17 protein-coding genes and 1 tRNA gene are annotated in these 22,305 nt (G+C 70.0%); 12 read left to right on the top strand and 6 right to left on the bottom strand.

Annotation, left to right across the window (positions count from 1 at the left end):
* Nucleotides 1–15: 15 nt before the first annotated feature.
* Nucleotides 16–1,023: a 2-oxoadipate dioxygenase/decarboxylase family protein gene (locus PFX98_RS04550; protein ID WP_425334691.1), complete on the top strand. Its 1,008-nt coding sequence runs from the start codon at nucleotides 16–18 to the stop codon at nucleotides 1,021–1,023.
* A 5-nt stretch (nucleotides 1,024–1,028) separates the two neighbouring features.
* Nucleotides 1,029–2,426, top strand: a complete 1,398-nt coding sequence (locus PFX98_RS04545) for an FAD-binding oxidoreductase (RefSeq protein WP_285233982.1) — start codon at nucleotides 1,029–1,031, stop codon at nucleotides 2,424–2,426.
* On the opposite strand, the gene PFX98_RS04540 is transcribed toward PFX98_RS04545, so the two are convergent.
* Nucleotides 2,420–3,829, bottom strand: a complete 1,410-nt coding sequence (locus tag PFX98_RS04540) for an aminotransferase-like domain-containing protein (protein WP_285233981.1) — start codon at nucleotides 3,827–3,829, stop codon at nucleotides 2,420–2,422. The genes PFX98_RS04545 and PFX98_RS04540 overlap by 7 nt on opposite strands.
* Before the next feature lie 74 nt (nucleotides 3,830–3,903).
* On the opposite strand from PFX98_RS04540, the gene PFX98_RS04535 reads away from it, so the two are divergent.
* Both PFX98_RS04535 and PFX98_RS04530 read left to right on the top strand, forming a co-directional pair.
* Complete coding sequence (locus PFX98_RS04535; protein ID WP_285233980.1) at nucleotides 3,904–5,295, top strand: pyridoxal phosphate-dependent decarboxylase family protein; 1,392 nt, start codon at nucleotides 3,904–3,906, stop codon at nucleotides 5,293–5,295.
* A 73-nt stretch (nucleotides 5,296–5,368) separates the two neighbouring features.
* Nucleotides 5,369–5,453 (top strand) — tRNA-Leu (locus PFX98_RS04530).
* Between the two features lie 53 nt (nucleotides 5,454–5,506).
* On the opposite strand, the gene PFX98_RS04525 is transcribed toward PFX98_RS04530, so the two are convergent.
* The gene (locus PFX98_RS04525; protein ID WP_285233979.1) at nucleotides 5,507–6,292 is read right to left on the bottom strand and encodes a substrate-binding periplasmic protein; all 786 of its coding nucleotides are present in this window, start codon (nucleotides 6,290–6,292) and stop codon (nucleotides 5,507–5,509) included.
* Between the two features lie 13 nt (nucleotides 6,293–6,305).
* A complete protein-coding gene (locus PFX98_RS04520; RefSeq protein WP_285233978.1) occupies nucleotides 6,306–8,057 on the bottom strand; it encodes a putative bifunctional diguanylate cyclase/phosphodiesterase in 1,752 nt (583 codons plus the stop codon).
* 187 nt (nucleotides 8,058–8,244) lie between these two features.
* Between PFX98_RS04520 and PFX98_RS04515 the strand changes: the two genes are divergently transcribed.
* Nucleotides 8,245–9,306, top strand: coding sequence for a LacI family DNA-binding transcriptional regulator (locus PFX98_RS04515; protein ID WP_285233977.1), 1,062 nt, complete (start codon nucleotides 8,245–8,247; stop codon nucleotides 9,304–9,306).
* A gap of 2 nt (nucleotides 9,307–9,308) precedes the next feature.
* Here PFX98_RS04515 and PFX98_RS04510 read toward each other — a convergent pair whose 3' ends face one another.
* The gene (locus tag PFX98_RS04510) at nucleotides 9,309–10,850 is read right to left on the bottom strand and encodes a tryptophan halogenase family protein (protein ID WP_285233976.1); all 1,542 of its coding nucleotides are present in this window, start codon (nucleotides 10,848–10,850) and stop codon (nucleotides 9,309–9,311) included.
* Between the two features lie 158 nt (nucleotides 10,851–11,008).
* On the opposite strand from PFX98_RS04510, the gene PFX98_RS04505 reads away from it, so the two are divergent.
* Genes PFX98_RS04505 through glk form a run of 7 tightly spaced genes read left to right on the top strand, consistent with a single transcriptional unit; the run spans nucleotide 11,009 to nucleotide 19,891 of the window.
* Nucleotides 11,009–13,411 (top strand): TonB-dependent receptor, encoded by a 2,403-nt coding sequence (locus PFX98_RS04505; RefSeq protein ID WP_285233975.1) that lies wholly within the window; start codon nucleotides 11,009–11,011, stop codon nucleotides 13,409–13,411.
* Between the two features lie 53 nt (nucleotides 13,412–13,464).
* Nucleotides 13,465–14,718: an ABC transporter substrate-binding protein gene (locus tag PFX98_RS04500; protein WP_285233974.1), complete on the top strand. Its 1,254-nt coding sequence runs from the start codon at nucleotides 13,465–13,467 to the stop codon at nucleotides 14,716–14,718.
* The gene (locus PFX98_RS04495) at nucleotides 14,715–15,617 is read left to right on the top strand and encodes a carbohydrate ABC transporter permease (RefSeq protein WP_285233973.1); all 903 of its coding nucleotides are present in this window, start codon (nucleotides 14,715–14,717) and stop codon (nucleotides 15,615–15,617) included. The genes PFX98_RS04500 and PFX98_RS04495 overlap by 4 nt, the downstream gene beginning before the upstream one ends.
* The gene (locus PFX98_RS04490) at nucleotides 15,607–16,434 is read left to right on the top strand and encodes a carbohydrate ABC transporter permease (protein WP_285233972.1); all 828 of its coding nucleotides are present in this window, start codon (nucleotides 15,607–15,609) and stop codon (nucleotides 16,432–16,434) included. The genes PFX98_RS04495 and PFX98_RS04490 overlap by 11 nt, the downstream gene beginning before the upstream one ends.
* Nucleotides 16,435–16,464: 30 nt before the next feature.
* A complete protein-coding gene (locus PFX98_RS04485; protein ID WP_285233971.1) occupies nucleotides 16,465–17,829 on the top strand; it encodes a GH1 family beta-glucosidase in 1,365 nt (454 codons plus the stop codon).
* Nucleotides 17,826–18,890 carry an ABC transporter ATP-binding protein gene (locus PFX98_RS04480; RefSeq protein ID WP_285233970.1) on the top strand — a complete coding sequence of 355 codons (1,065 nt, stop codon included), beginning with the start codon at nucleotides 17,826–17,828 and terminating at the stop codon, nucleotides 18,888–18,890. The genes PFX98_RS04485 and PFX98_RS04480 overlap by 4 nt, the downstream gene beginning before the upstream one ends.
* Entirely contained in the window at nucleotides 18,887–19,891 is a 1,005-nt protein-coding gene (glk, locus tag PFX98_RS04475) for a glucokinase (RefSeq protein WP_285233969.1), read from the top strand. Before PFX98_RS04480 ends, glk begins: the two co-directional genes overlap by 4 nt.
* A gap of 4 nt (nucleotides 19,892–19,895) precedes the next feature.
* On the opposite strand, the gene PFX98_RS04470 is transcribed toward glk, so the two are convergent.
* Both PFX98_RS04470 and PFX98_RS04465 read right to left on the bottom strand, forming a co-directional pair.
* Nucleotides 19,896–21,920, bottom strand: coding sequence for a M13 family metallopeptidase (locus PFX98_RS04470; protein ID WP_285233968.1), 2,025 nt, complete (start codon nucleotides 21,918–21,920; stop codon nucleotides 19,896–19,898).
* 48 nt (nucleotides 21,921–21,968) lie between these two features.
* Nucleotides 21,969–22,292, bottom strand: coding sequence for an MmcQ/YjbR family DNA-binding protein (locus PFX98_RS04465; protein WP_285233967.1), 324 nt, complete (start codon nucleotides 22,290–22,292; stop codon nucleotides 21,969–21,971).
* Between the last annotated feature and the right edge of the window lie 13 nt (nucleotides 22,293–22,305).

Below are 22,305 nucleotides of genomic sequence, written 5' to 3'. Positions count from 1 at the left end.
TTTGAAAACCCTATGCTGGAATCCGGCCTCTACCGCTTGCTCGGCAGCGCCATCGGCGTGGCCGCCGCGTCCGACACCTTTGCCCAACTGCAGGTCGCGCCCGCCCTGCATCGGCCCGTCACCGACACCGTCTCGCGCGCCGAGCTGGCGCAGTCGCTCAACATGGCGCTGTTCCGCGACGTCACGCTGCGCGTGCCCGCCGCCGCGGCCTATGTGGCCGAGCAGCGGCGCGCCGGCCAGCGCCTCAGCTTCGACCATGGCGCGCTGCGCACGGTGGCCTGGGCCAGCGGCGCGCTGCCGCCCGGCGAGGCCGCCATCACCCGCGTGCTGCGCCCCCTGGGCTTTGCCCTGGCCGAGACCTATCCGCTGCCGGCGCTGAAGATGACCGGCCGCGCCTGGTGCCATGAAGACCTGCCGGAGGACATCGCGCAGTTCTTCGTTTCCGAGCTGCACCCCGAGCGCTTCTCGAGCGGCTTCCAGGCCGCGGTGACGCGCGTGCTCTCCAGCTCGCGCGACCCGTTGAGCCCGCAGGACATGGCCTGGCTGGAGCAGCTGGCGCGCGACCAGGCCCTGCCCTGGGCGGCCGCCCTGGCCCTGCTGCCGCATCTGATCGCCTGCTTCGATCGCCAGCATGGTCTGATCGCGCTGGAGGACTACCAGGCCCTGCTGCTGGAATCCGCCGAGATGGCCTGGATCGCCACCGAGGGCACGGCCTTCAACCATGCCACCGACCGCGTCGCCGACATCGAGGCCCTGGCCAGCGCGCAGCGCGCGCTGGCGCGCCCGCTCAAGGCGCGCATCGAGGTCTCGGCCTCGGGGCGCGTCAGGCAGACCGCCTTCCGCGCCGCCCAGGTGCAGCGCCAGTTTCTGCATCAGGGTCAGGTCTTGAGCATGGAGGTGCCGGGTTCCTTCTACGAGTTCATCCAGCGCGAGCGCGTGGGCGGCGAGCTGGACCTGGGCTTCGATGCCGGCAATGCCACCGGCATCTTCAAGATGACGGCCCAGGCCGCCGAGGCCTGCTGAGCACGATGATCGAGGCCTTTCTGCGCGAAGCGGCCCGCATCTGCGGCGGCGCCCATGTCGTCGCCGGCGCGGCCATCGAGCCGCGCTATCTGGAGCCGGCCCGCTATGCGCCGGGCCGGGCCGCTGCCCTGCTGCGCCCGGCCAGCACGGCCGAGCTGGCGCAGCTGCTGCCGCTGGCCGGCCGCCATGGCCTGCGCCTGGTGCCGCAGGGCGCCCACACCGGCCTGGTGCGCGCGGCCACGCCGGAGGATGCCGCACGCGACGTGCTGCTGGCCACCGAGCGCCTGCGCGAGGTCTTCGAGCTGGACCCGCTGGACCGCACGCTGCGCGTCTCGGCCGGCTACCGGCTCGCCGAGATCAACGAGCGCCTGGCCCCGCATGGCCTGATGCTGCCGATCGACCTCAGCGCCGACCCCAGCGTGGGCGGCATGCTGGCGCACAACACCGGCGGCACGCGCATGCTGCGTTACGGCGATGTGCGCGCCAACACCCTGGCGCTGACCGTGGTGCTGGCCGAGGGTCAGGTCTTGCGCCTGGGGCGCGGCCTGCAGAAGGGCAACGCGGCGCTGCCGCTGCAGCAGCTCTTTATCGGCTCATCGGGCAGCCTGGGGGTGATCGCCGAGGCGACCTTCAAACTCGCGCGCTGCCCGCGCCAGCAGGCCGTGGCCCTGGTGGCGCCCAGCAGTGTGGCCGCGGTGATGCCGCTCTACCAGCGCCTGATGGACGAGCTGGGCAGCCTGGTGAGCGCCTGCGAGGGCATCTCGCGCCCGGCCTTCGAGGCGGCGCTGGCCTGCGGCGGCGGTGAGCGCGCACGCTGGTTCGGCGGCGAGCTGCCCGAGTACGCGCTGCTGATCGAACTCTCCTCCGAGCTGCCCGCTGAGCAGCTGGATCTGCAGGCCCTGCTGCAGCGCTGGCTGGAGGCCGAGTTCGGTGAGCGCGTGGCCGATGCGGTGCTGGGCGCCGACGCCGCCTGCTGGGCGCTGCGCCATCACATCAGCGAGGGCCTGCGCGCGCGTGGCAAGGTCGTGGGCTTCGATGTCGCGCTGCCACGCCGCCATTTCATGGCCTTCCGTGCGGCCGGCCGCGCCTGGCTGGCCGAGGAGTTCGCGCCCGCTGAGCTGGCCGACTTCGGCCATCTCGGCGATGGCGGCATGCACTTCAATCTGGTCTGGCCCAAGGGGGCGCCGCCGCTGGACGAGGCGCGCCTGCGCGCCGGCGTCTATGCCCTGGTGCGGCGCTTCGAGGGCAGCTTCAGCGCCGAGCATGGCATCGGCCCGCAGTTGCAGGCCAGCTACCGCCAGCTCAGCGAGGCCGCGCTGCTGGACTGGTCGGGCCGGCTGCAGCGCCTGTTCGATCCGGCGGCCCGCCTGGGTCTGACGGACTGGGGCCCCGCCGCTCAGTGAGCGGCGGCCAGCGCGGCCAGCCTTTGCAGGCCCGCCAGGGCCAGCGCGGGCGGCTGGGTGAAGGTCAGGCGCAGATGGTGCTGGTAGCCGGGCCCCGCCGTCATTGCCGTGCCGGGGGTCAGCCTGACCCGGGCCGCGGCGGCGGCCTCCACCCAGGCCTCGGCATTGCGCCCGCGTGCCGGCAGCTGCGCCCACAGGAACAGGCCGCCCTCGGGCAGGCGCGCGTGCCAGTCGGGCAGCAGCCGCTGCAGCTCCGCCAGCAGCTGCCGGGCCTGTGACTGCAGCTGGCGGCGGCGTGGCGCCAGCAGGCCGTCGTAGCGGTCCAGCAGCTCGCAGGCGAGGGCGCTGCCGAGCATGCTGCAGCTGATGTCGGCGTTGGCCTTGGCGCGGCGCAGGGTCTCGATGATGGGCGTGGGCGCGCGCAGCCAGCCGATGCGCAGGCCCGCCCACAAGGTCTTGGAAAGACTGCCGATGTGCACGATGGGCGCGCCGCGCGGTGCCGACAAGGGCCTGGCATCCGCCTCGAAATGCAGCTCGGCGAGCGAGTCGTCCACCAACAGCAGGCTGCTGCCCTGCGCGGCCGTGCGCGCCAGCCGTTCGCAGGCGCTGCGCGGCCAGCTCATGCCGCTGGGGTTGTGCACCGTCGGGCACACATAGGCGAGCTTGTGGCGCCGCGTGGCGAGCGCGGCGCAGAAGGCCGCCGCATGGCCGGCGCGCGGCAACACCGGCAGTTCGTCCAGCGTCGCGCCGCAGCTGCGGAAGGCATCGATGGCGCCGAAGTAGTTGGGCGACTCCAGCAGCACCCGGTCGCCGGGCGTCAGGTATTGCTGGGCGAGCAGGCTGATGGCCTGCTGCGCACCGGCGCACACCAGCAGCTGCTCGGGCGTGGTGGGCAGGCCCTGGCGCGTGTAGCGCGCCGCGATGCGCTCGCGCAGCGCCAGCATGCCCTCGGGCTGGTAGGCATGCTCGCGCAGCACCAGGCTGGCGGCCGCGGCACTGGGTTGCAGCCAGGCCAGCTCGGGCACGGCGGTGGCCAGGGCGAAGTCGATCCAGGGCTCGGTGGCCTGCGCCGGCGCATAACGCAGCGCTGGATTGCCCAGGCGCACATGGCGTTTGCCCGCCGCCACATGGCCGGGTGGCCCGGCCGCGACCGTGGTGCCCTGACCCTGGCGCGCGCTCACCCAGCCGCCCTCGGCCAGGCGCGCATAGGCGGCCACCACGGTGCTGCGGCTCAGGCCCAGTAGCTCGGCCAGGCGCCGCTCGGGCGGCAGGCGATCGCCGGGCAGCAACTCGCCGCGCAGTATCAGGCCCTGCAGGGCGGTGGCCAGGGCCGCGTAGCGCGGCGAGCGCGTCAGCGCCTCTTGCAGGGCAGGGTGCAGGGCGGATGGATGGTGCCAGTCCATGGCGGATGAATTGGATTGCTCGAGTCGGTCCAATTGACTCTAGCATGGGGCATCGAGACAGGAGCTTTTTCATCATGCATGAGCTGTTGCAACGTGATCTGCTGGATCTGCCCGCGCTGCTGGCGGCGGCGCGCGCGACCGCGCTGACCAGCCTGACGGGGTTGGACGAGCGGCCGGCGGCGGTGCGCCCGCAGGCGCCCGAAGCGGCCCTGCTGCGCAGCGCCGAGCCCGGTGCCGCGGCGGCGCTGCGCCTGTTCGAGCAGCGCTGGCTGCCGCGCCTGGCCGGCAGTGCCGGGCCGCGCTACCTGGGCTTCGTGACCGGTGGCGCCACGCCGGCCAGCCTGGTGGGCGATTGGCTGACCGCCGCGCTGGACCAGAACCCCACGGCCGGCTGGGACTCCGAGGCGCCCGAGCTCGAGCGCCAGACGGTGCGCGAGCTGGCCGGCTGGTTCGGCCTCGGCGCCGCGCACCAGGGGGCCTTCGTGTCCGGCGCCACCATGTCCAACTTCGTCGGCCTGGCGCTGGCGCGCGAATGGCTGGGCGAGCAGCGCGGCGTGCGCGTCAGCGAGGTCGGCGTGAGCGCGCTGGGGCCAGTGACGGTGCTCTCCGGCGCGGCGCATTCCAGCATCCACAAGGCGCTGTCCATGCTGGGCCTGGGGCGCCAGGCGCTGCAGCCGGTGGCCACACTGGCGGGGCGCGATGCCGTCGACCCGCGGGCGCTGGAGCTGGCGCTGCAGGCCCAGCAGGGCCGGCCGGTGATCGTGGTGGCGAATGCCGGCACCGTCAACAGCGGTGACTTCGACGAGCTGCGCGCCATCGCCGCGCTGCGCGAACGCTACCCCTTCTGGCTGCATGTGGACGCGGCCTTCGGCGCCTTTGCCGCGCTGGACGCGCGGGTGGCGGATCGGGTGGCGGGCCTGGACGCGGCCGATTCGGTCTGCGTGGACTGCCACAAGTGGCTGAACGTGCCCTATGACAGCGCCCTGCAGTTCACGCGCCACCGCGCCTTGCAGCTGCGCGTGTTCCAGAACGCGGCCGCCTATCTGGGCGAGCCCGACGAGAAGGCCGGGGGCGCGGACTTCGTGCACCTCACGCCCGAGAACTCGCGCCGCTGGCGCGCCTTGCCGGCCTGGTTCGCCGTGCAGGCCTATGGCCGCGCCGGCCATGCCGAGATCGTGGCGCGCAATATCGATGGCGCGCGCCGGCTGGGCGAGCTGATCGCGCAGCAGCCCGGCCTGGAACTGCTGGCGCCGGTGCGGCTCAACATCGTCTGCTTCGCGCTGCGCGGCTGCACCGATGCGGCCAGCGTGCAGGCCCGGCTGGAACGCCTGCGCGACAGCGGCGAGGCCTTCCTCACGCCGACCCTGTTCCAGGGCCGCTGGGCGGTGCGCGCGGCCTTCAGCAACTGGCGCACCCGCATGGACGACGTGACGCGAATATTCGAGGCCCTGAAAGGAATTTCTTGAAATCCTCAAATCCCATGCTATAGTCCGGCCTCTTCGCTGAACAAGCAGCAGCAAGAACGGCGAAGAAAAGCAAGCCCAGGTGGCGGAATTGGTAGACGCACTAGTTTCAGGTACTAGCGGGTAACTCCGTGGAGGTTCGAGTCCTCTCCTGGGCACCAAACAAGAAAGGCCAGCACGCAAGTGCTGGCCTTTTGCGTTTTTGGGTTCTCGTTCAGCGCGCGTCGAGGCCGTATTTGCGCCAGACCTCGGCCAGCGCGCCGCTGGCCGCCATGCGGCCGAGCAGGGCGTCGATCTCCTCGGCGCTGGGGCGGCTGCCCTTTCTGACCAGGGCGGTGTGCGCATAGGCCTGGTCCAGCCGCTCCGAGACCAGCAGGCGCTCCCTCAGGGCCGGCCGGGCCTGCAGATAGTGCTGCAGATAGGAGCGGGTGATGATGGCGACCTCGCCGCGCTCCAGCTGCAGCATGCGCAGGCTGGCTTCGTTGTCGTCGCTGAAGGTGATGCGGTAGCGCTTCCTGAGTTCGGCGGCATCCGCGTTGAAATTGGCAAAGCCGTAGTGATAGCCGGTCACGGCGATCAGGCTGCGCTGGCTCAGGTCATCGAAGAAGTGCTGGTCGCGCCCGGGCTTGTTCAGCGCCACATAGACCTCGCCATCGCCCTGCAGATAGACCTTGCTGGCCTCCACCTGCTGGCGGTCCCAGCCCCACTCGATGTTCTCGAACAGGATTACGCTGAAGGCGCCACGCGCGAGGTCGGCATAGCGGCGCTTGGATGAGGTGGGAATGAAGCGGAAGCGATAGTCCTGCTGGAAGCGGTTCATCGCGCCGATCAGCTCATGCGTGACGCCGGCGGACTTGTCGACGAAGGGCGGGAAGACATAGCCGCCCACCCACACCGTCTGGGGCTCGTCCGGCGGCTCGGCCAGCGCCGCTGGCGCGACGAGCAGCAGGCCGGCCAGCAGGGCGAGCCGGCGGGCGAAGGTGGTGACGGTGCAAGCCATGGTCCGCCTCGCCCTAGCCGATGCTGTTTTCCAGCAGGCGCTCCAGCGCCGGTGCGGCCATCGGGCGCGCGAACCAGTAGCCCTGGCCCAGGTCGCAGCCCGCCTCCAGCAACAGATCGCGCTGCGCGGCCGTCTCCACGCCCTCGGCCACCACCCGCATGCCCAACTCATGGGCCATGGTGATGATGGCCTTGCACAGCGCCAGATCCTTGGAGCCCGGCTGCAGATTGCTGACGAAGCTGCGGTCGATCTTGAGCTCGTCGAGCTCGTAGCGCTGCAGATAGGAAAGCGATGAATAGCCGGTGCCGAAATCGTCCAGCGCGATGCTGATGCCGGCGCGGCGCAGATGCGCCAGCTGCTCGCCCGCGGGGCTGTGGCGCTCCAGCAGCAGGCCCTCGGTGATCTCGACGGCGAGCGCCGAACCGGGCAGGCCCAGCGCCTCGAGCTGCGCGACCCACAGCGAGTGCACGCCGGTCTCGGCGCGGAACTGCAGCGGCGACTTGTTGATGCTGAGCTGGAACTGCGGCGCCAGCGTGCGCCGCCAGGCCTGCACCTGCGCCGCGCTTTCGCGGAACACCCATTCGCCGATCTCGACGATCTGGCCGCTGTTCTCGGCCAGCGCAATGAACTCGCCCGGCGTGATCAGGCCCAGCTGCGGATGCTGCCAGCGCAGCAGGGCCTCGGCCTTGAGGATGCGGCCGCTGGCCAGTTCGACGATGGGCTGGTAGACCAGCCTGAACTCGCCGCGCTCGACCGCACCGCGCAGATCGTTGGTGAGGCGCACGCGCATGCGGGCCTGCGCCTGCAGCTCGGGCGTGAAGTAGTGATAACGGTTGCGGCCGCTGTCCTTGGCCACGTAGAGCGCCTGGTCGGCATGCTTGAAGAGCGCCTCGATCTCGCGGCCATGCTCGGGGAACAGCGCAATGCCCACGCTGGCCGAGACGAACGCCCGCTCGCCGTCCAGCAGGTAGACGGCGGCCATGCCCGCGATCAGCGCCTCGACCACCGCATTCACCTCGGCCCGCCCGCCCACATCGGGCATCAGCACGGTGAACTCGTCGCCGCCCATGCGCGCCACCGTGTCCTGTGGCCGCAGCACGGCGCGGATGCGCTGGGCCGCCTGCAGCAGCAGCGCGTCTCCCTTGCCATGGCCCAGCGTGTCGTTGACCTCCTTGAAATGGTCCAGGTCGACGAACAGCACCGCCAGCTGCTGGCCCGCCCCGCCGCAGAGCTCGAGCTGGCGCTCCAGGCGCTCGCGCAGCATGCGGCGATTCGGCAGGCCGGTGAGGCTGTCCAGATGCGCCTGCTGCCAGATCAGCGCCTCGCTTTCCTTGCGGTGCGTGATGTCGGTATGCGTGCCCACCATGCGCAGCGGCCGGCCTTCCTCGTCGCGGGCGATCACCATGCCGCGCGTCAGAATCCATTTCCAGCTGCCGTCCTTGCAGCGCACCCGGTGCTCGTTCACATAGCTGGGCGTCAGGCCTTCGAAATGGGCCTGCCGGTCCAGCTCCATCTGGGCGATGTCGTCGGGGTGGGTGCGCGTGTCGAAGCTCTCCGGGCTCTCCTCGATCTCGGCCTGCGTATAGCCATAGATGGCCAGGTAGCCGGGCGAGAAGGTCTCGCGCCCCTCCTGCACCCACCAGTCCCAGACGCCATCGCCGGTGGCTTCGAGCGCCAGCTTCCAGATCTCGTCGGCCTCGCGCAGCGCGGCCTCGGCCTTGCGCCGGTCGCTGTGCGGGGGATCTGGCAGGGGGGCGGAACTCATCCCGTGGTGTCGATTCAAGGCGTTGGAAGATTGCGGGCTACTTTAGCCAGCTTGCGCGGCTTGCGCGCAAACTCGGGCGCCGGCCGTGCGGCTCTGTGGCAAAAGTACACGGCTTGGGCCGGCATGCGTGCATGGGCCTGTGGCACAGTGCGGCCTCGACTCCCAGAAATGGCACGAGGACAGTGCATTGAGCGCCAAAGCAGGTTCAGCCCCCACCATCATCGACGTGGCCGCCCAGGCCGGTGTGTCGATCAAGACCGTGTCGCGCGTGCTCAACCAGGAGCCCGGTGTGCACGAGCAGACGCGCGCCCAGGTGCTCAAGGTGGTGGCCGAGCTGAAGTACCGGCCCAAGCTGTCGGCGCGCAGCCTCGCCGGTGCGCGCAGCTTTCTGATCGGTCTGCTCTATTACGACCCCAGCGCGGCCTTTGTGGCCGGGGTGCAGAAGGGCGCCACGCTGCGCTGCCGCGAATCGGGCTATCACCTGGTGGTGGAGTCGCTGCACAACGACGCGCCCGACATCGACAGCCAGGTCGAGCGCATGGTGGCGGCCCTGCGCCCCGACGGCATGATCCTGACCCCGCCGCTGTGCGACAACGCGCGCGTGCTCAAGGCCCTGCTGGATTCCAACACGCCCTGCGTGCTGATGTCGCCGCGCGAGGTTTCGGCGGCGCAGCCCAGCGTGCGCATCGACGATGTGCGTGCGGCCGAGGAGGTCACCAACCTGCTCATCAGCCTGGGCCATCAGCGCATCGCCTTCATCAAGGGCCCGGACGACCAGGCCGCCTCGGGCATGCGCTACCAGGGCTTCGAGCGCGCCATGCTCTCGCATGGGCTGGCGGTGGACGCCGAGCTGGTGTGGGGCGGCGACTTCACCTTCCCCTCGGGCGTGGAGGCCGCGCACCAGCTGCTGAGCCGGCGCGTGCGCCCCACCGCGGTATTCGCCGGCAACGACGACATGGCGCTGGGCGTGCTGGCCGCGGCGCAGCGCCTCGGCCTGGCGGTGCCGGCCGATCTCTCCATCGCCGGCTTCGACGATTCGCCCGCCGCCAGCCTGGTGTGGCCGCCGCTCACCACGGTGCGCCAGCCGATGGAGGAGATGGCGCGCGCGGCGGTGGAGATGCTGATCGCGCCGCCGCGCGAGCCGGCCGAGGGCGCGCCGCCGCCGTCCGTCAACCGGGTGCTGCCGCACGAGCTGCTGGTGCGCAATTCCACCAGCGCCCTGCATGGCAAGGGCAAGCGCAAGACCTGACCCTAGCCCCTGGCAGTCAGCTGCTCCAGCAGCGCCCGATGATCCGGCAGGTCGCGCAGCGCATGCTCGCTGAGCTGCTGGATCATGCGGAACTCCTGCTGGGCCTCGGCGAATTGCGGGTAGGCGGCGCGGCTGGCGCTCAGGTCGCAGTCATATTCCATGCCGTGCAGCACGTACTGCCAGCTGGAGGGCGGGTACATCTCCAGGTCGGTGATGAAGTCCATGCGGTGGGGCGGGCGGCAGCGCCACTGGGCCAGACGCTCCTGCAGGCTGGCGGGGATGGATTCGGGGCGCTGGTTGTCGCGCCAGAAGGCGCTGTCCTGGCGCTGCGTCAGGCAGTAATGCAGCTTGACGAAATCGACGATGCGCTCGTAGCGCGCCTTCATGTGGGCGTTGAACTGGCGCGCCGCCGGCTCGGTGTTGCCGTCGCGCGGGAAGGCAAAGCCCAGCAGGTAGGCGGCGGTCTCGATCAAGCCGATGCCGGATGACTCCAGCGGCTCGAGAAAGCCGCCCGAGAGCCCGATGGCGACGCAGTTCTTCACCCATTGCGTCTCGCGATAGCCGACGCGCAGCTTCAGCAGGCGCGGGCTGAGGGCCTCGCTGGCGGGGCCGATGTAGCGGCGCAGCACCGCTTCGGCCGCGGCCTCGTCGCTGTGGTTGCTGGAGTAAACATAGCCGATGCCGCGGCGCTGCTGCAGGCCGATGTCCCAGGTCCAGCCGGCCTCGTGCGCGGTGGAGATGGTGTAGGAGGGGATCGGCTGGTCGGCGCGCGCATAAGGCACTTGCATGGCGATGGCGCGGTCCACGAACAGGCTGCTGTTGAGGTCCTTGAAGGGCGAGCCCAGTGCCTCGCCGATGAGTGCGGCGCGAAAGCCGGTGCAGTCCACATAGAGGTCCGCCGTGAGCCGGCCCTGCTCGCGCGTGTGCACCGCGGCGATCGCCCCCGCGGCGTCCAGTTCCACGCGCTCGACGGTGGCCAGCAGATGGCCCACGCCGAGTGCCTCGCGCGCATGCGTGGCCAGCAGGGCTGCGAGCTTGCCGGCGTCGAAGTGGTAGGCGTAGTTGAGCGGGCCGAGGAAGTCGCCGTCGCTGGCGCGCTTGGGCGCGCGCGCGGCATCGGCCACGCGCTTCTGCATGGTGGCGGCTTCCGCGAAGGCGCTGCCCTCGGCGGCCGCGCCCAGCAGCCAGTAGGGCAGCAACTCGGGCCGGTGCGGGCGCTGGCTGGGCTGGCTGAAGGGATGGAAGTAGTGGCTGTGGCCGGCCGTGCGAGGCGCGTCGGGCGGCCTGACCCAGTGGTCGAAGCGGATGCCCTGCTTGAAGCTGGCATGGCACTCGCGCAGAAAGCGCGCCTCGCCGATGCCGATGGCCGCCAGCGTGCCGCGTATCGAGGGAAAGCTGCCCTCGCCGACGCCGATGATGCCGATCTCGCTGGACTCCACCAGGGTGATGCGCATGGCCGGGCCGAGCGTCTTGGCGAGGAAGGCGGCCGTGAGCCAACCGGCCGTGCCACCGCCGACGATGAGGATGTGCTGGATCGCTTGCATGCCGGCAATGTAGGACGGGCGGGCCGCCAAATCCACGTCACCTAGGGAAAACGACAGCGTTGTCATTTTCTAATTGACAACGTTGTCAGTCGCTGACTACGATGACATCGGATCATGCAAAAAGAGGGCCTCGATGCCCACCCACCACAGGAGACAACATGACTAGCCCCGCCCTGCCGGCCCGGAAATTCCTGGGCACCCCCGTCCAACTCGCGGTCATCAGCCTGATCGCCGGTGCCTCTTGCTCCAGCTGGGCCCAGACGGCCGAGCCCGCCGCCAAGACCGAGCCCGACAAGCTGCCGATCGTGACCATCACGGCCACCAAGAAGCTGACCTCGCTGCAGCAGACGCCGGTGGCCGTCACCGCCGTCACCGCCACGGCGCTGGAGGACACGCGCGCCAACACCTTGCTGGACGTGTTCAATCTGGTGCCCAGCCTGCAGGGCACGGGGCAGGGCGACCATGGCATCGTCAGCATCACGCTGCGCGGCATTGGCAACGACAGCGCCAAGACCGAGTACGCCGATCCCGAGGTGGCGCTGTTCGTCGACGGCGTGTTCTCGCCGCGACCCGAGGGTGCCTCCACGCTGATGTTCGACCTCGACGGCCTGGAAGTGCTGCGCGGCCCGCAGGGCACGCTGTGGGGGCGCAACTCCACCGTGGGCACCATCAATCTGAAGACCGCCAAACCGGTGCTGCGCGACCAGTCGGGCTATGTCGAGGGCGGCATTGGCAGCTTCTCGCGGCTGGGCACGCGCGGTGCGCTGAACGTGCCGGTGAGCGACACCCTGGCGATGCGCTTTGCCTTCGTGCACGAGCAGCATGACGGTTATGTCGACTACCAGCGCGCCCCGCATCCCAGCCTGGCCAGCCAGCAGGCCGCCTATGCCGCCGCCAACAACGGCAGCCTCACCGGCTTCCAGGCCCTCAACCCGAATCTGTTCGTGCAGGGCGGCCCCAAGTACAACGCGCAGAACCAGACCGCCGCGCGCGTCAGCCTGTTGTGGAAGCCCTCGGCCCAGCTGCGCTGGGATGTCTCGCTGGAGAAGTTCCAGGATCGCGGCACGCCCTCGATGAGCCTGATGCAGACGCCGCGCGCGGGCGAGAAATTCTGGTCGGCGCTGATCGACACCGCGCCCTCGCTGAAGCGCGACTCCACCGCGCTGCGCAGCCGGCTGGAATACGACCTGGGCGGCATGAGCCTTGCCTATGTGGCCGGCATCGGCCGCTTCAGCGGCTCGGGCACCTACGACCAGGACCTGGGCGTGCAGGCCCCCACCAGCTTCAGCACCGGCGCCAGCCACCAGGAGGACAACACCGTCTGGTCCAAGTACAACAACCACAGCCACGAGCTCACGCTGGCGTCGAACGGCAAGCAGGAGCTGGACTGGATCCTGGGCCTGTACTACGCCGCCGAGGACAACGGCATCCGCTTCGACATTCCGATCATGAACGGCACCCAGCAGGGCAGCGTGGGCTGGCAGGGTTCCTTCATCCAGCCCAAGGAGACGGTGGACACGCAGGCGGTGTTCGGCCAGGCCACCTTCAATGTGGGCGACAAGCTGCACCTCACCGGCGGCGTGCGCTACACCCATGACGACCGCAAGAACATCGGCGGCCGCGGCTGGTTCTGGGGCTATGACGCCAGCGTGCCGCAGGTGCCGCTGGATCCGGGCCTGGACCCCAGCAAGCCGGGCTCGGGCTACAACGCCGGCAATGTCAACGACGCCCATTACACCGGCAGCAAGGCCACCTATCTGGCGCGCGCCAGTTACGAGCTGAGCAAGGACATGATGGTCTATGGCAGCGTCTCCACCGGCTACAAGTCGGGCGGCTCGGGCGACGGCGGCCTGCACTACGGCCCCGAGACGCTCACCAATGTCGAGGCCGGTCTGAAGAGCACGCTGCTGGATGGGCGCGCCACCTTCAACCTCAGCGCCTATCACATGAACTTCAAGGACTTCCAGTTCAGCGCGCCGGTGATCGTGAACGGCAACCGCCAGTTCGCCTACAGCAATGCCGAGGGCGCCAAGGTCTCGGGCCTGGAAGCCGAGCTGGCCGCGCGCGTGGGTGCCGAGGGCAAGCTGGGCCTCACCGTCTCCTACACCAAGACCCGCCTGGGCGAGCTGGTGGCGGCCTCCAACGACTACCAGCTGCCGCCCTGTTTCGATCCGCAGCTGGGCGGCAACTGCCTGAAGGTGACCGGCAACGAGCTGCCGCATGCGCCCAAGATCTCGGTGCAGCTGCAGTACGAATACCAGTTCCACCTGGGCGGCGGCGACAGCCTGACGCCGCGCATCGGCGCGCATTACCAGTCGTCCAACTGGCTCTCGGTCTTCAATCTGGGCGATGGCGACCGGCAGAAGGCCTACACCACGCTGGACCTGGGCCTGCGCTATGCGGCCAAGAAGAACTGGTATGTGGACGCCTTCGTGCGCAATGCCACCGACCAGAAAGTCAAGACCAGCGCGGGCAGCAGCGGCTCCTTCGCCAACCCGATCTGGACGGCGCAGTACCAGGCGCCGCGCAGCTACCAGATCAACGCCGGCTACAGCTTCTGACCCTGACCCTCCCGCCGGGTGCCGCCGAGCCGGCGGCACCCGCTGCTCCCCACATGCCCAAACCCTTCCACACCGTGCTGGCCGGCACCCTGCTTCTGCTGGGGCTGTGGAGCCCGCTGGCGCAGGCGCTCACCATCACGGTGGCCAGCTTCCCGGACCTGGACCGCGCCGCGCGCGCGGCCCTGCCGCGCTGGCGCGCCCTGCACCCCGACATCGAGGTGAAGATCGTCTCGCGCCAGTACGCCGACCACCACACCGCCATGACGGCGGCGCTCGCCACCGGCTCGGGCCTGCCCGACGTGATGGCGCTGGACCTGCGCTTCATCGGCAAGTTCGCCGCCGGCCGCGGCCTCAGCGACCTGGGCGCGCCGCCCTTCCAAGCGCAGCAGCTGCGCGCGCAGTTCGTGGCCTACAGCTGGCCGCAGGGCACGAGCCCGCGCGGCGAGTTCGTCGCCATGCCCACCGACATCGGCCCCGGCACTCTGCTCTACCGCCAGGACCTGATGGCGCGCGCCGGCATCAGCGAGGCCGAACTCACCGGCAGCTGGGAGCAGTTCATCGCCGCCGGCATCAAACTCAAGGCCGCCACCGGCGCCTACCTGCTGGCCGACAGCACCGACATCCGCGACATCGTGCTGCGCACCGGCCTGGCGCCGGGCGAGGGCCTGTACTTCGACAGCCAGGGCAGGGTGCTGGTGGACAGCCCGCGCTTCGTGCGCGCCTTCGAGCTCGGCCGCGCGGCGCGCCGCGCCGGCATCGACGCCCATGCCCCCGCCTGGACGAACGATTGGGTGGCCGGTTTTCGGCGCGACAAGATCGCCAGCCAGATGATGGGCGCCTGGCTGGCCGGCCATCTGAAGAACTGGCTGGCACCGGCCAGCGCCGGCCAGTGGCGTTCCACCCAGCTGCCCAACGGCGTGTTCGCCTCCTATGGCGGCTCCTTCTACGCGATCCCGGCCAAGTCCGAGCACAAGCAGGCGGCCTGGGACTTCATCCGCTTCATGTGCGCGGATGCCGAGACCCAGCTGCAGTCGCTGCGCACGCTGGACAGCTTCCCGGCCCTGAAGGCCGCGCAGCAGGATGCGCTCTTCGACGAGCCCATGCCCTATCTGGGCGGCCAGCGCGCGCGCCGGCTGTGGCGCGAGATCGCCAGCCAGGTGCAGGCCGTGCCGGTGCATCGCCTGGACGCCCTGGCCACCGACGTGGTGCGCGCCGAGTACGAGCTGGTGGTGAGCAAGGGCAAGGACATCCCCAGCGCGCTGGCCGATGCGCGCGCCATGATCGAGCACCGGGTGAGGCGGCCATGAAGAGCCTGTTGCGCCAGCTCGGCGGCCGCGCCGCCGCCCCCTATCTCTTCGTCGCCCCCTTCTTCCTGCTGTTCGCCGCCTTCGGCCTGTTCCCGCTGCTGTTCTCCATCGTGCTCTCGCTGCACCAATGGGACGCCTCGGCCGGCCTCGGCGCGATGCAGTGGGTGGGCCTGCAGAACTACTGGTATGCGCTCACCGACCCCTGGTTCCGCAGCTCGCTGGGCCACACCTTCTGGTACGGCTTGGCTGCGGGCCTGCCCCAGCATCTGCTGGCCCTGCCGCTGGCCTATTACATCCACCGCCGCCTCAAGCGCAGCCGCAACTTCGTGGTGGGCAGCTACTTCCTGCCCTACATCACCTCCAGCGTGGCGATCGCGCTGATCTTCAGCACCCTGCTGTCCAAGGACTTCGGCTTCATCAATCTGATCCTGCCCGGCACGCCGCGCGACTGGCTGGGCGATGCCGACTACGCCATGCCCGCGATCGCCTTCGTGGTGTTCTGGCGCTACCTGGGCTGGAACCTGGTGCTCTACCTCTCGGCCCTGCAGGTGATCGACGAGTCGCTCTACGAGGCCGCCACCCTGGACGGCGCCGGCCCCTGGCAGCAGTTCCGCCACATCACCCTGCCGCTGCTGCGGCCGATGATTTACTTCGCCGTCACCATGACCATCATCGGCAGCCTGCAGCTCTTCGACGAGCCCTTCATCCTGGTCGACTCGGAAAGCGGCGTGGCGCCGGCGGTGATGACCACCGCGATGTTCATGTACCGCATGGCCTTCAGCTATGGCGACTTCGGCACCGCCTCGGCGATCTCCTGGCTGCTGTTCCTGGTCATCGCGGCGCTGAGCTGGGGCAACCACCGCCTGTTCGGCCAGGCCGGAGGCGAGCATGGCCGCTAAACCCCATGGGCGCTGGATCGCCGCGCTGCTGCTGGGCGCCGGCCTGCTGATCCTGGTGGCGCCCTTCTATTTCACCTTCGTGTTCGCCACCCACGAGCGCGCGCAGATCTTCAGCGCGCCGCCGCCGCTCTGGTTCGGCGCGCAGTTCCTCGGCAATCTGGAGTTGCTCACCGAACGCCTGCCCTTCTGGCGCAATGTCGGCATGAGCATCTACGTGGGCCTGATGACCACGGCGCTCAACCTGCTGCTGTGCAGCCTGGCCGGCTTCGCCTTCGCGGTCTACGAGTTCCGCTTCAAGCGCGGCCTGTTCGCCTGCGTGGTGGGCTCGATGATGCTGCCCAGCTTTCTCAACATGATCCCGGGCTATCTGGTGGTGGACGCGCTGGGCTGGATCGACCAGCCGCGCGCCCTCTACATCCCGGCCGCGGCCGGCGCCCTGGGCATCTTCATGATGCGCCAGTACATCGCCTCGGCCATCCCCTTCGAGCTGCTGGACGCGGCGCGCATGGACGGCTGCAGCGAGCTGCGCATCTTCCGCAGCGTGGTGCTGCCGCTGCTGGGCCCGGCGCTGGGCACGCTGGGGCTGATCACCTTCATCGCCTCCTGGAACAACTTCGTCGGCCCGCTGGTGGTGCTGCGCTCGGTGGAGCAATACACCCTGCCGCTGGCGCTGCGCTCGATGCAAAGCCCCAACAACACCGAATGGGGTGCGCTGATGGCGGGCAGTGCCATCGCCATGCTGCCGCTGCTGCTGGCCTTCGTCTTCTTTGCCAAGCGCCTGGTGGCCGGCCTCACCGCCGGCGCTGTACGTGGCTGAACACCGCTGAATTTCTCCTCTCGCAAACCTATGAACGCCCTTGACCTGAATCCCTCCGCCCTGGCCGAGTTGCACCATGCGCTGCGGCCCGACTTCCTCTGGGGGGCCGCCACCAGCGCCGCGCAGATCGAGGGCGCCGCCTTCGGCGAGGGCAAGGGCGCCTCGATCTGGGACGCCTATTGCCGCCAGCCCGGTCGCATCAACGACGGCTCCAACATCGATGTGGCCTGCGATCACTACCATCGCTTCCGTGAGGACGTGGCGCTGCTGAAATGGCTGGGCCTGGACGCCTACCGCTTCTCGATCGCCTGGCCGCGCGTGCAGCCCGACGGCGCGGGCGCCTGGAACGAGGCCGGCTTCGCCTTCTACGACCGCCTCGTCGACGCCCTGCTGGAGGCCGGCATCCAGCCCCATGCCACGCTCTATCACTGGGATCTGCCCCAGGCCCTGCATGAGAGCATGGGCGGCTGGACCGCGCGCGAGATCGTGCCGCGCTTCGCCGACTATGCGGCCGAGGTGGCGCGCCGCCTGGGCGACCGCCTGGCCAGCATCGCCACCCTCAACGAGCCCTGGTGCGTGGCCACGCTGGGCTATGAGACCGCGCAGTTCGCGCCCGGCCTGACCAGCCGCGCCACCGCCATGCAGGTCTCGCACCACCTGATGCTGGCGCATGGCGCGGCCATCCGGGCGATGCGGCCGCTCACCCGGGCGCCGCTGGGCGTGGTGCTCAACCACACGCCGGCCTTCCCGGCCAGCGCGCTGGAGGCCGACCGCCGCGCCGCCCGCATCGACGACGGCCTGAACGTGCGCTGGTACATGGACCCGATCTTCCGCGGCAGCTACCCGGCCGACGTGATCGAGTACCTGGGCGCCGATGCGCCGCGCATCGAGCCGCAAGACCTGGCCCTGATCCAGCAGCCGCTGGACTTTTTGGGCGTCAACTTCTACACGCGCAGCTTCATCAGCACCCAGCAGCCGGCCGTGCCGGCGCCCGGCAAGCAGGGCTTCACCGACATGGGCTGGGAGATCTACCCCAAGGCGCTGACCCAGCACCTGGTGCGCATCACGCGCGAGTACGCGCCGCCGCCGATCTACATCACCGAGAACGGCATGGCCAATGCCGACCAGGTGGTGGACGGGCGCGTGGCCGATGTCGAGCGCGTCGCCTACCTGCGCTCGCACCTGCAGGCGCTGGCGCGCGCCGCCGAGCTGGGCGTGGATGTGCGCGGCTATTTCTACTGGAGCCTGCTCGACAACTTCGAGTGGAACTCCGGCTACACCAAGCGCTTCGGCCTCTTCCATGTGGACTACGCGAGCCAGGCGCGCCTGGCCAAGGACAGCGCGCATTGGTACCGCGGCTTCATCGAGGCCTTCAAGCAGGCGCACCGGCCATGACGGCGGGGCTGGAGTTCCGCGGCGTGGTGAAGCGCTACGGCGCCAACGACGCGGTGGTGAAGGGCCTGGACCTGAAGGTCGAGCCGGGCGAATTCATGGTGCTGGTGGGCGCCAGCGGCTGCGGCAAGAGCACTACGCTGCGCATGCTGGCCGGGCTGGAAGAACTGAGCGAGGGCCAGATCTTCATCGGCCAGCGCGAGGTCAGCCGGGTGGCGCCGGCCGAGCGCGGTGTGGCCATGGTGTTCCAGAGCTATGCCCTCTACCCGCACATGACGGTGGCCGAGAACATGGGCTTCGGCCTGCGCATGATGGGCCTGCCCAAGGCCGAGGTGGCGGCGCGCGTGGGCAGGGCGGCGCAGAGCCTGCAGCTGGAGGCGCTGCTGGCGCGCCGGCCCAGGGAGCTCTCGGGCGGCCAGCGCCAGCGCGTCGCGATCGGCCGCGCCATCGTGCGCGAGCCCGAGGTGTTCCTGTTCGACGAGCCGCTCTCCAATCTCGACGCCGCGCTGCGCCACCAGATGCGCCTGGAGCTGGCCCAGCTGCACAAGCGCCTGGGCGCCACCATCGTCTATGTGACGCATGACCAGGTGGAGGCCATGACGCTGGGCGATCGCATGGCCGTCTTCAACGCCGGCCGCATCGAGCAGGTGGGCGCGCCCATGGACGTCTATGCGAGGCCGGTGAACCGCTTCGTGGCCGGCTTTCTGGGCTCGCCGCGCATCAACTTTCTCGAGGGGCACGCCGCGGACGGCATGTTCCACACCGCCCAGGCCGGCAGCCTGATGCTGGCGCAGGCCGGCCCGGTGCACAGCGTCGGCCTGCGGCCGGAGCACCTGCGCCTGGTGGCGCCGGAGGCAGGCTGGGGCCTGCGCGGCGAGCTGGCCCTGATCGAGCATCTGGGCGACACCAGCATCGCCTATCTGCGCCTGGCCGGCGCGACCGAGCCGCTGGCCGTGAAGCTGGAGGCGGCCCAGGGTCAGGTCTTGCGGCCCACCGAGGCCCTGTGCCTGCAGGCCGAGCCGCGGCATCTGCTGGCCTTTGATGCCCAGGGGCGCACGCTGTGAACGCGCGCCAGCCGGTGGAGGGCGGCGCTTTTCCGCGCCTGCTGGCCGATGTCGGGGGCACGAATGTGCGCTTCGCCACCCAGCTGCGGCCGCAGGGCCCCCTGCTGCATCGCGCCGGCTACGCCTGCGCCGACTTCGAGACGTTCTGGGACGCAATCTGCCACCACCAGTGGCGCCTGGGCCTGGCGGCGCCGCAGGCCTGCGCGATCGGCATTGCCACCGCCATCACCGGCGACCATGTGCGCATGACCAACCACCATTGGTCCTTCTCCATCAGGGGGCTGAAGCAGGCGCTGAAGCTGGAGCGCCTGCTGGTGCTGAACGACTTCTCGGCGCTGGCGCTGGCCTTGCCGGCGCTCACCGAGGCCGATTGCTGGCGCGTCGGCGGCGGCGCTGCGGTGGCCGGCGCGCCGATCGCGCTGCTGGGCCCGGGCACGGGGCTGGGCGTGTCGGGCCTGGTGCCGGCGGTGTGCGGCGCCGGCCTCGTCCCCATCGGAGGCGAGGGCGGCCATGTCAGCCTGGCCTCCTTCGAGCCCGAGGAGGCGGCGGTGCTGCAGCTGCTGCGGCGCGAGTTCGGCCATGTCTCGGCCGAGCGCGCGCTCTCGGGGCCGGGCCTGGAGAACCTCTACCGCGCGCTCGCCGAGGTGCGCGGCCTGGGGCGGCGCGCGCAGGAGGCGGCCGCCATCAGCGCCGCCGCCCTGGCCGGCAGCGACGCGCTGAGCGAAGCGGCGTTGGCGCTGTTCTGCGGCCTGCTGGGCGAGGTGGCCGGCAACCTGGCGCTGACGCTGGGCGCGCGCGGCGGGCTCTATATCGGTGGCGGCATCGTGCCGCGCCTGGGCGATTGGTTCGGGCGCTCGCCCTTCCGCGCCCGCTTCGAGGCCAAGGGCCGTTTCACCAGCTATCTGCAGGCGATCCCGACCCTGGTGGTGCGCAGCGGCGAGGAGGCCGCCCTGCTCGGCGCGAGCCGGGCACTGGACGCGGCCTCCTTGTCCAGCTGCTAGCCGCTTACCAGATGCGGATGCGCTCGCCCGTGGGCTTGAACATCTTGTCGCCCTCCTTGGTGCCGAAGGCCTCATGGAAACCATCGTGGTTGATGGCGGCGCCATTGGCACGGAACTCGGGCGGCGAATGCGGATCGGTGGTGAGCAGCTGCAGCGAGCGTTGCTCGCGCACCTTCTCGCGCCAGGCCTGCGACCAGCCCATGAAGAAGCGCTGCTGGCCGCTGAAACCGTCGATGGTCGCGGCAGGCTTGCCACCCAGCGAGCGCAGATAGGCCTTGTAGGCGATCTGCAGGCCCGAGAGGTCGGCGATGTTCTCGCCCAGGGTCAGCTTGCCGTTGAGCTTCTTGCCGGCGATCGGCTCGTAGGCCGCGTACTGTTCCACCAGCTTGGCGCCCACCGCCTCGAAGGCCTTGCGGTCGGCTTCGGTCCACCAGTTGCGCAGCACGCCGTCGCCGTCGAACTGGCTGCCCTGGTCGTCGAAGCCATGGCTGATCTCGTGGCCGATCACCGCGCCGATGGCGCCGTAGTTCACCGCATCGTCGGCGCCCATGTCGAAGAAGGGCGGCTGCAGGATGGCGGCCGGGAACACGATCTCGTTGAGCGTCGGGTTGTAGTAGGCGTTCACGGTCTGCGGCGTCATGCCCCATTCGGCGCGATCCACCTTCTTGCCGGCCTTGGCGGCCACGCGCTCCCATTCGAAGCGGCCCGAGCGCAGCGCATTGCCCAGCGCGTCGCCGGCGCGCACGTCGAGCTTGCTGTAATCGCGCCAGACGTCCGGATAGCCGATCTTCACCATGTACTTGGCCAGCTTGTCCTGCGCCTGCGCCTTGGTGGCGGGGGTCATCCAGGCGAGGCCGTCGATCGATTCCTTGTAGGAGGCCAGCAGATTGCCCACCAGCTCCTGCATGCGCGCCTTGTAGGCGGGCGGGAAATGCTTGGCCACATAGAGCTGGCCCACCGCCTCGCCGAGCGCGCCGTTGAGGTCGGCGATGGCCTTCTGCCAGCGCGGCTTCTCCTCGGTGGCGCCGGTCAGCGCGGTGCCGCGGAAGGCGAAGCGCGCCTCGCGCAGCGGCTTGGGCAGCAGGTCGGCGGTGGCGTCCAGCAGGTGCAGCTTGAAGTAGAGCTTCCAGTCGGCCAGCGGCAGCTCGCCATAGAGCTTGGCGATCGCGCTGACGGCGCTGGGCTGCGAGATCGAGAGACGGTCCTGCCCGGCCAGGCGGGCGGCGGCCATGAAGCCGGCCCAGTCGAAGCCCGGCGCCGCCTTGGCCAGCTCGGCCGGCGTCATCGGGTTGTAGATCTTCACCATATTGCGGTTGTCGACCTTGTCCCAATGCGCCTCGGCGATGCGCTGCTCCAGCGCCATCACGCGGTCCGCGGCCTCGGCGGGCTTGGCCTCGCCGGCCTGCGTGGCCAGCAGGGTCAGGTATTGCGCGTAGGCGGCGCGCGCCTTGCCCATGCGCTCGTCGTCCTTCTTCAGGTAGTAGTCGCGGTCCGGCAGGCCCAGGCCGCCCTGCCAGGTGAGGGCGCGATTCACGGTGGGCTCCTTGAAGTCGCCCATCACCCACAGCTGCACCGGCGTCTCCAGCCGGCCCTGCATGCGGCCCTGCCAGGCGGCCAGCTCCTTGAGCGACTTGATCGCATCGATCTCGGCCAGCAGCGGCTTGACCGGTGCCAGCCCGGCCTTGTCGATCGCCTCGGTGTTCATGAAGCTGGCATAGAAGGCGCCGACCTTCTGCGCCACGCTGCCGCTCGGGTGCTGCTGCGTGGCCAGCTCGTCGACGATGGCGCGCACGCGCTTGTCGCTGAGGTCGCGCAGCTGGATGAAGGCGCCGTACTCGGACTTGTCGGCCGGGATCTCGGTGGCCTTCATCCAGCCGCCATTGGCGGCGCGGAACAGATCGTCCTGGGCGCGCACGGCTGGGTCGAAGCCGGGCATGTCGAGGCCGGAACTCAGGGGGGCAGCAAAGGCCGCGCCGGCCAGCTGCAGCAGCAGGGCCAGGGTCGTGAGCTTGAGGGATTGTTTCGTCATGGTGCAGCGTGTTGGGTGCAAAGCCGGGAGGCTAGCGGCCATCGGCCCTCACGCCGAAAGTTTCGGCCTGGGACTTTCCCCGATGGCCGGGCCCAACTCCCGCTGCAGCTTCTTCGTCAGCTTGCTGAACACCAGCGCATGCGAGCGGCTCACCAGCGCGAGCAGGTCCGCCAGGGGCAGGGCCTTGGGGTCTTGCAGCTGCACCCAGCGGTAGCGCGCCGCGTAGGGCGCGGGGCGCAGCCCGGGCAGGCCGGTGAGCTCGAGAAAGCGTGGTCGTCGACCTTGAAGGAGCAGCCGGTCCAGAGGCCCGGCTCGGGCCCGCCGCACAGAAACATTTTTCCACCCACGCTGGCCACCCAGCTGTTGCCCCATTTGATATCAACGG

The sequence above is a fragment of the Paucibacter sediminis genome, assembly GCF_030254645.1.
In the GTDB taxonomy this organism is placed as follows: Bacteria; Pseudomonadota; Gammaproteobacteria; order Burkholderiales; family Burkholderiaceae_C; genus Paucibacter_B; species Paucibacter_B sediminis.
This window is presented reverse-complemented; position numbering and strand designations above follow the sequence as displayed.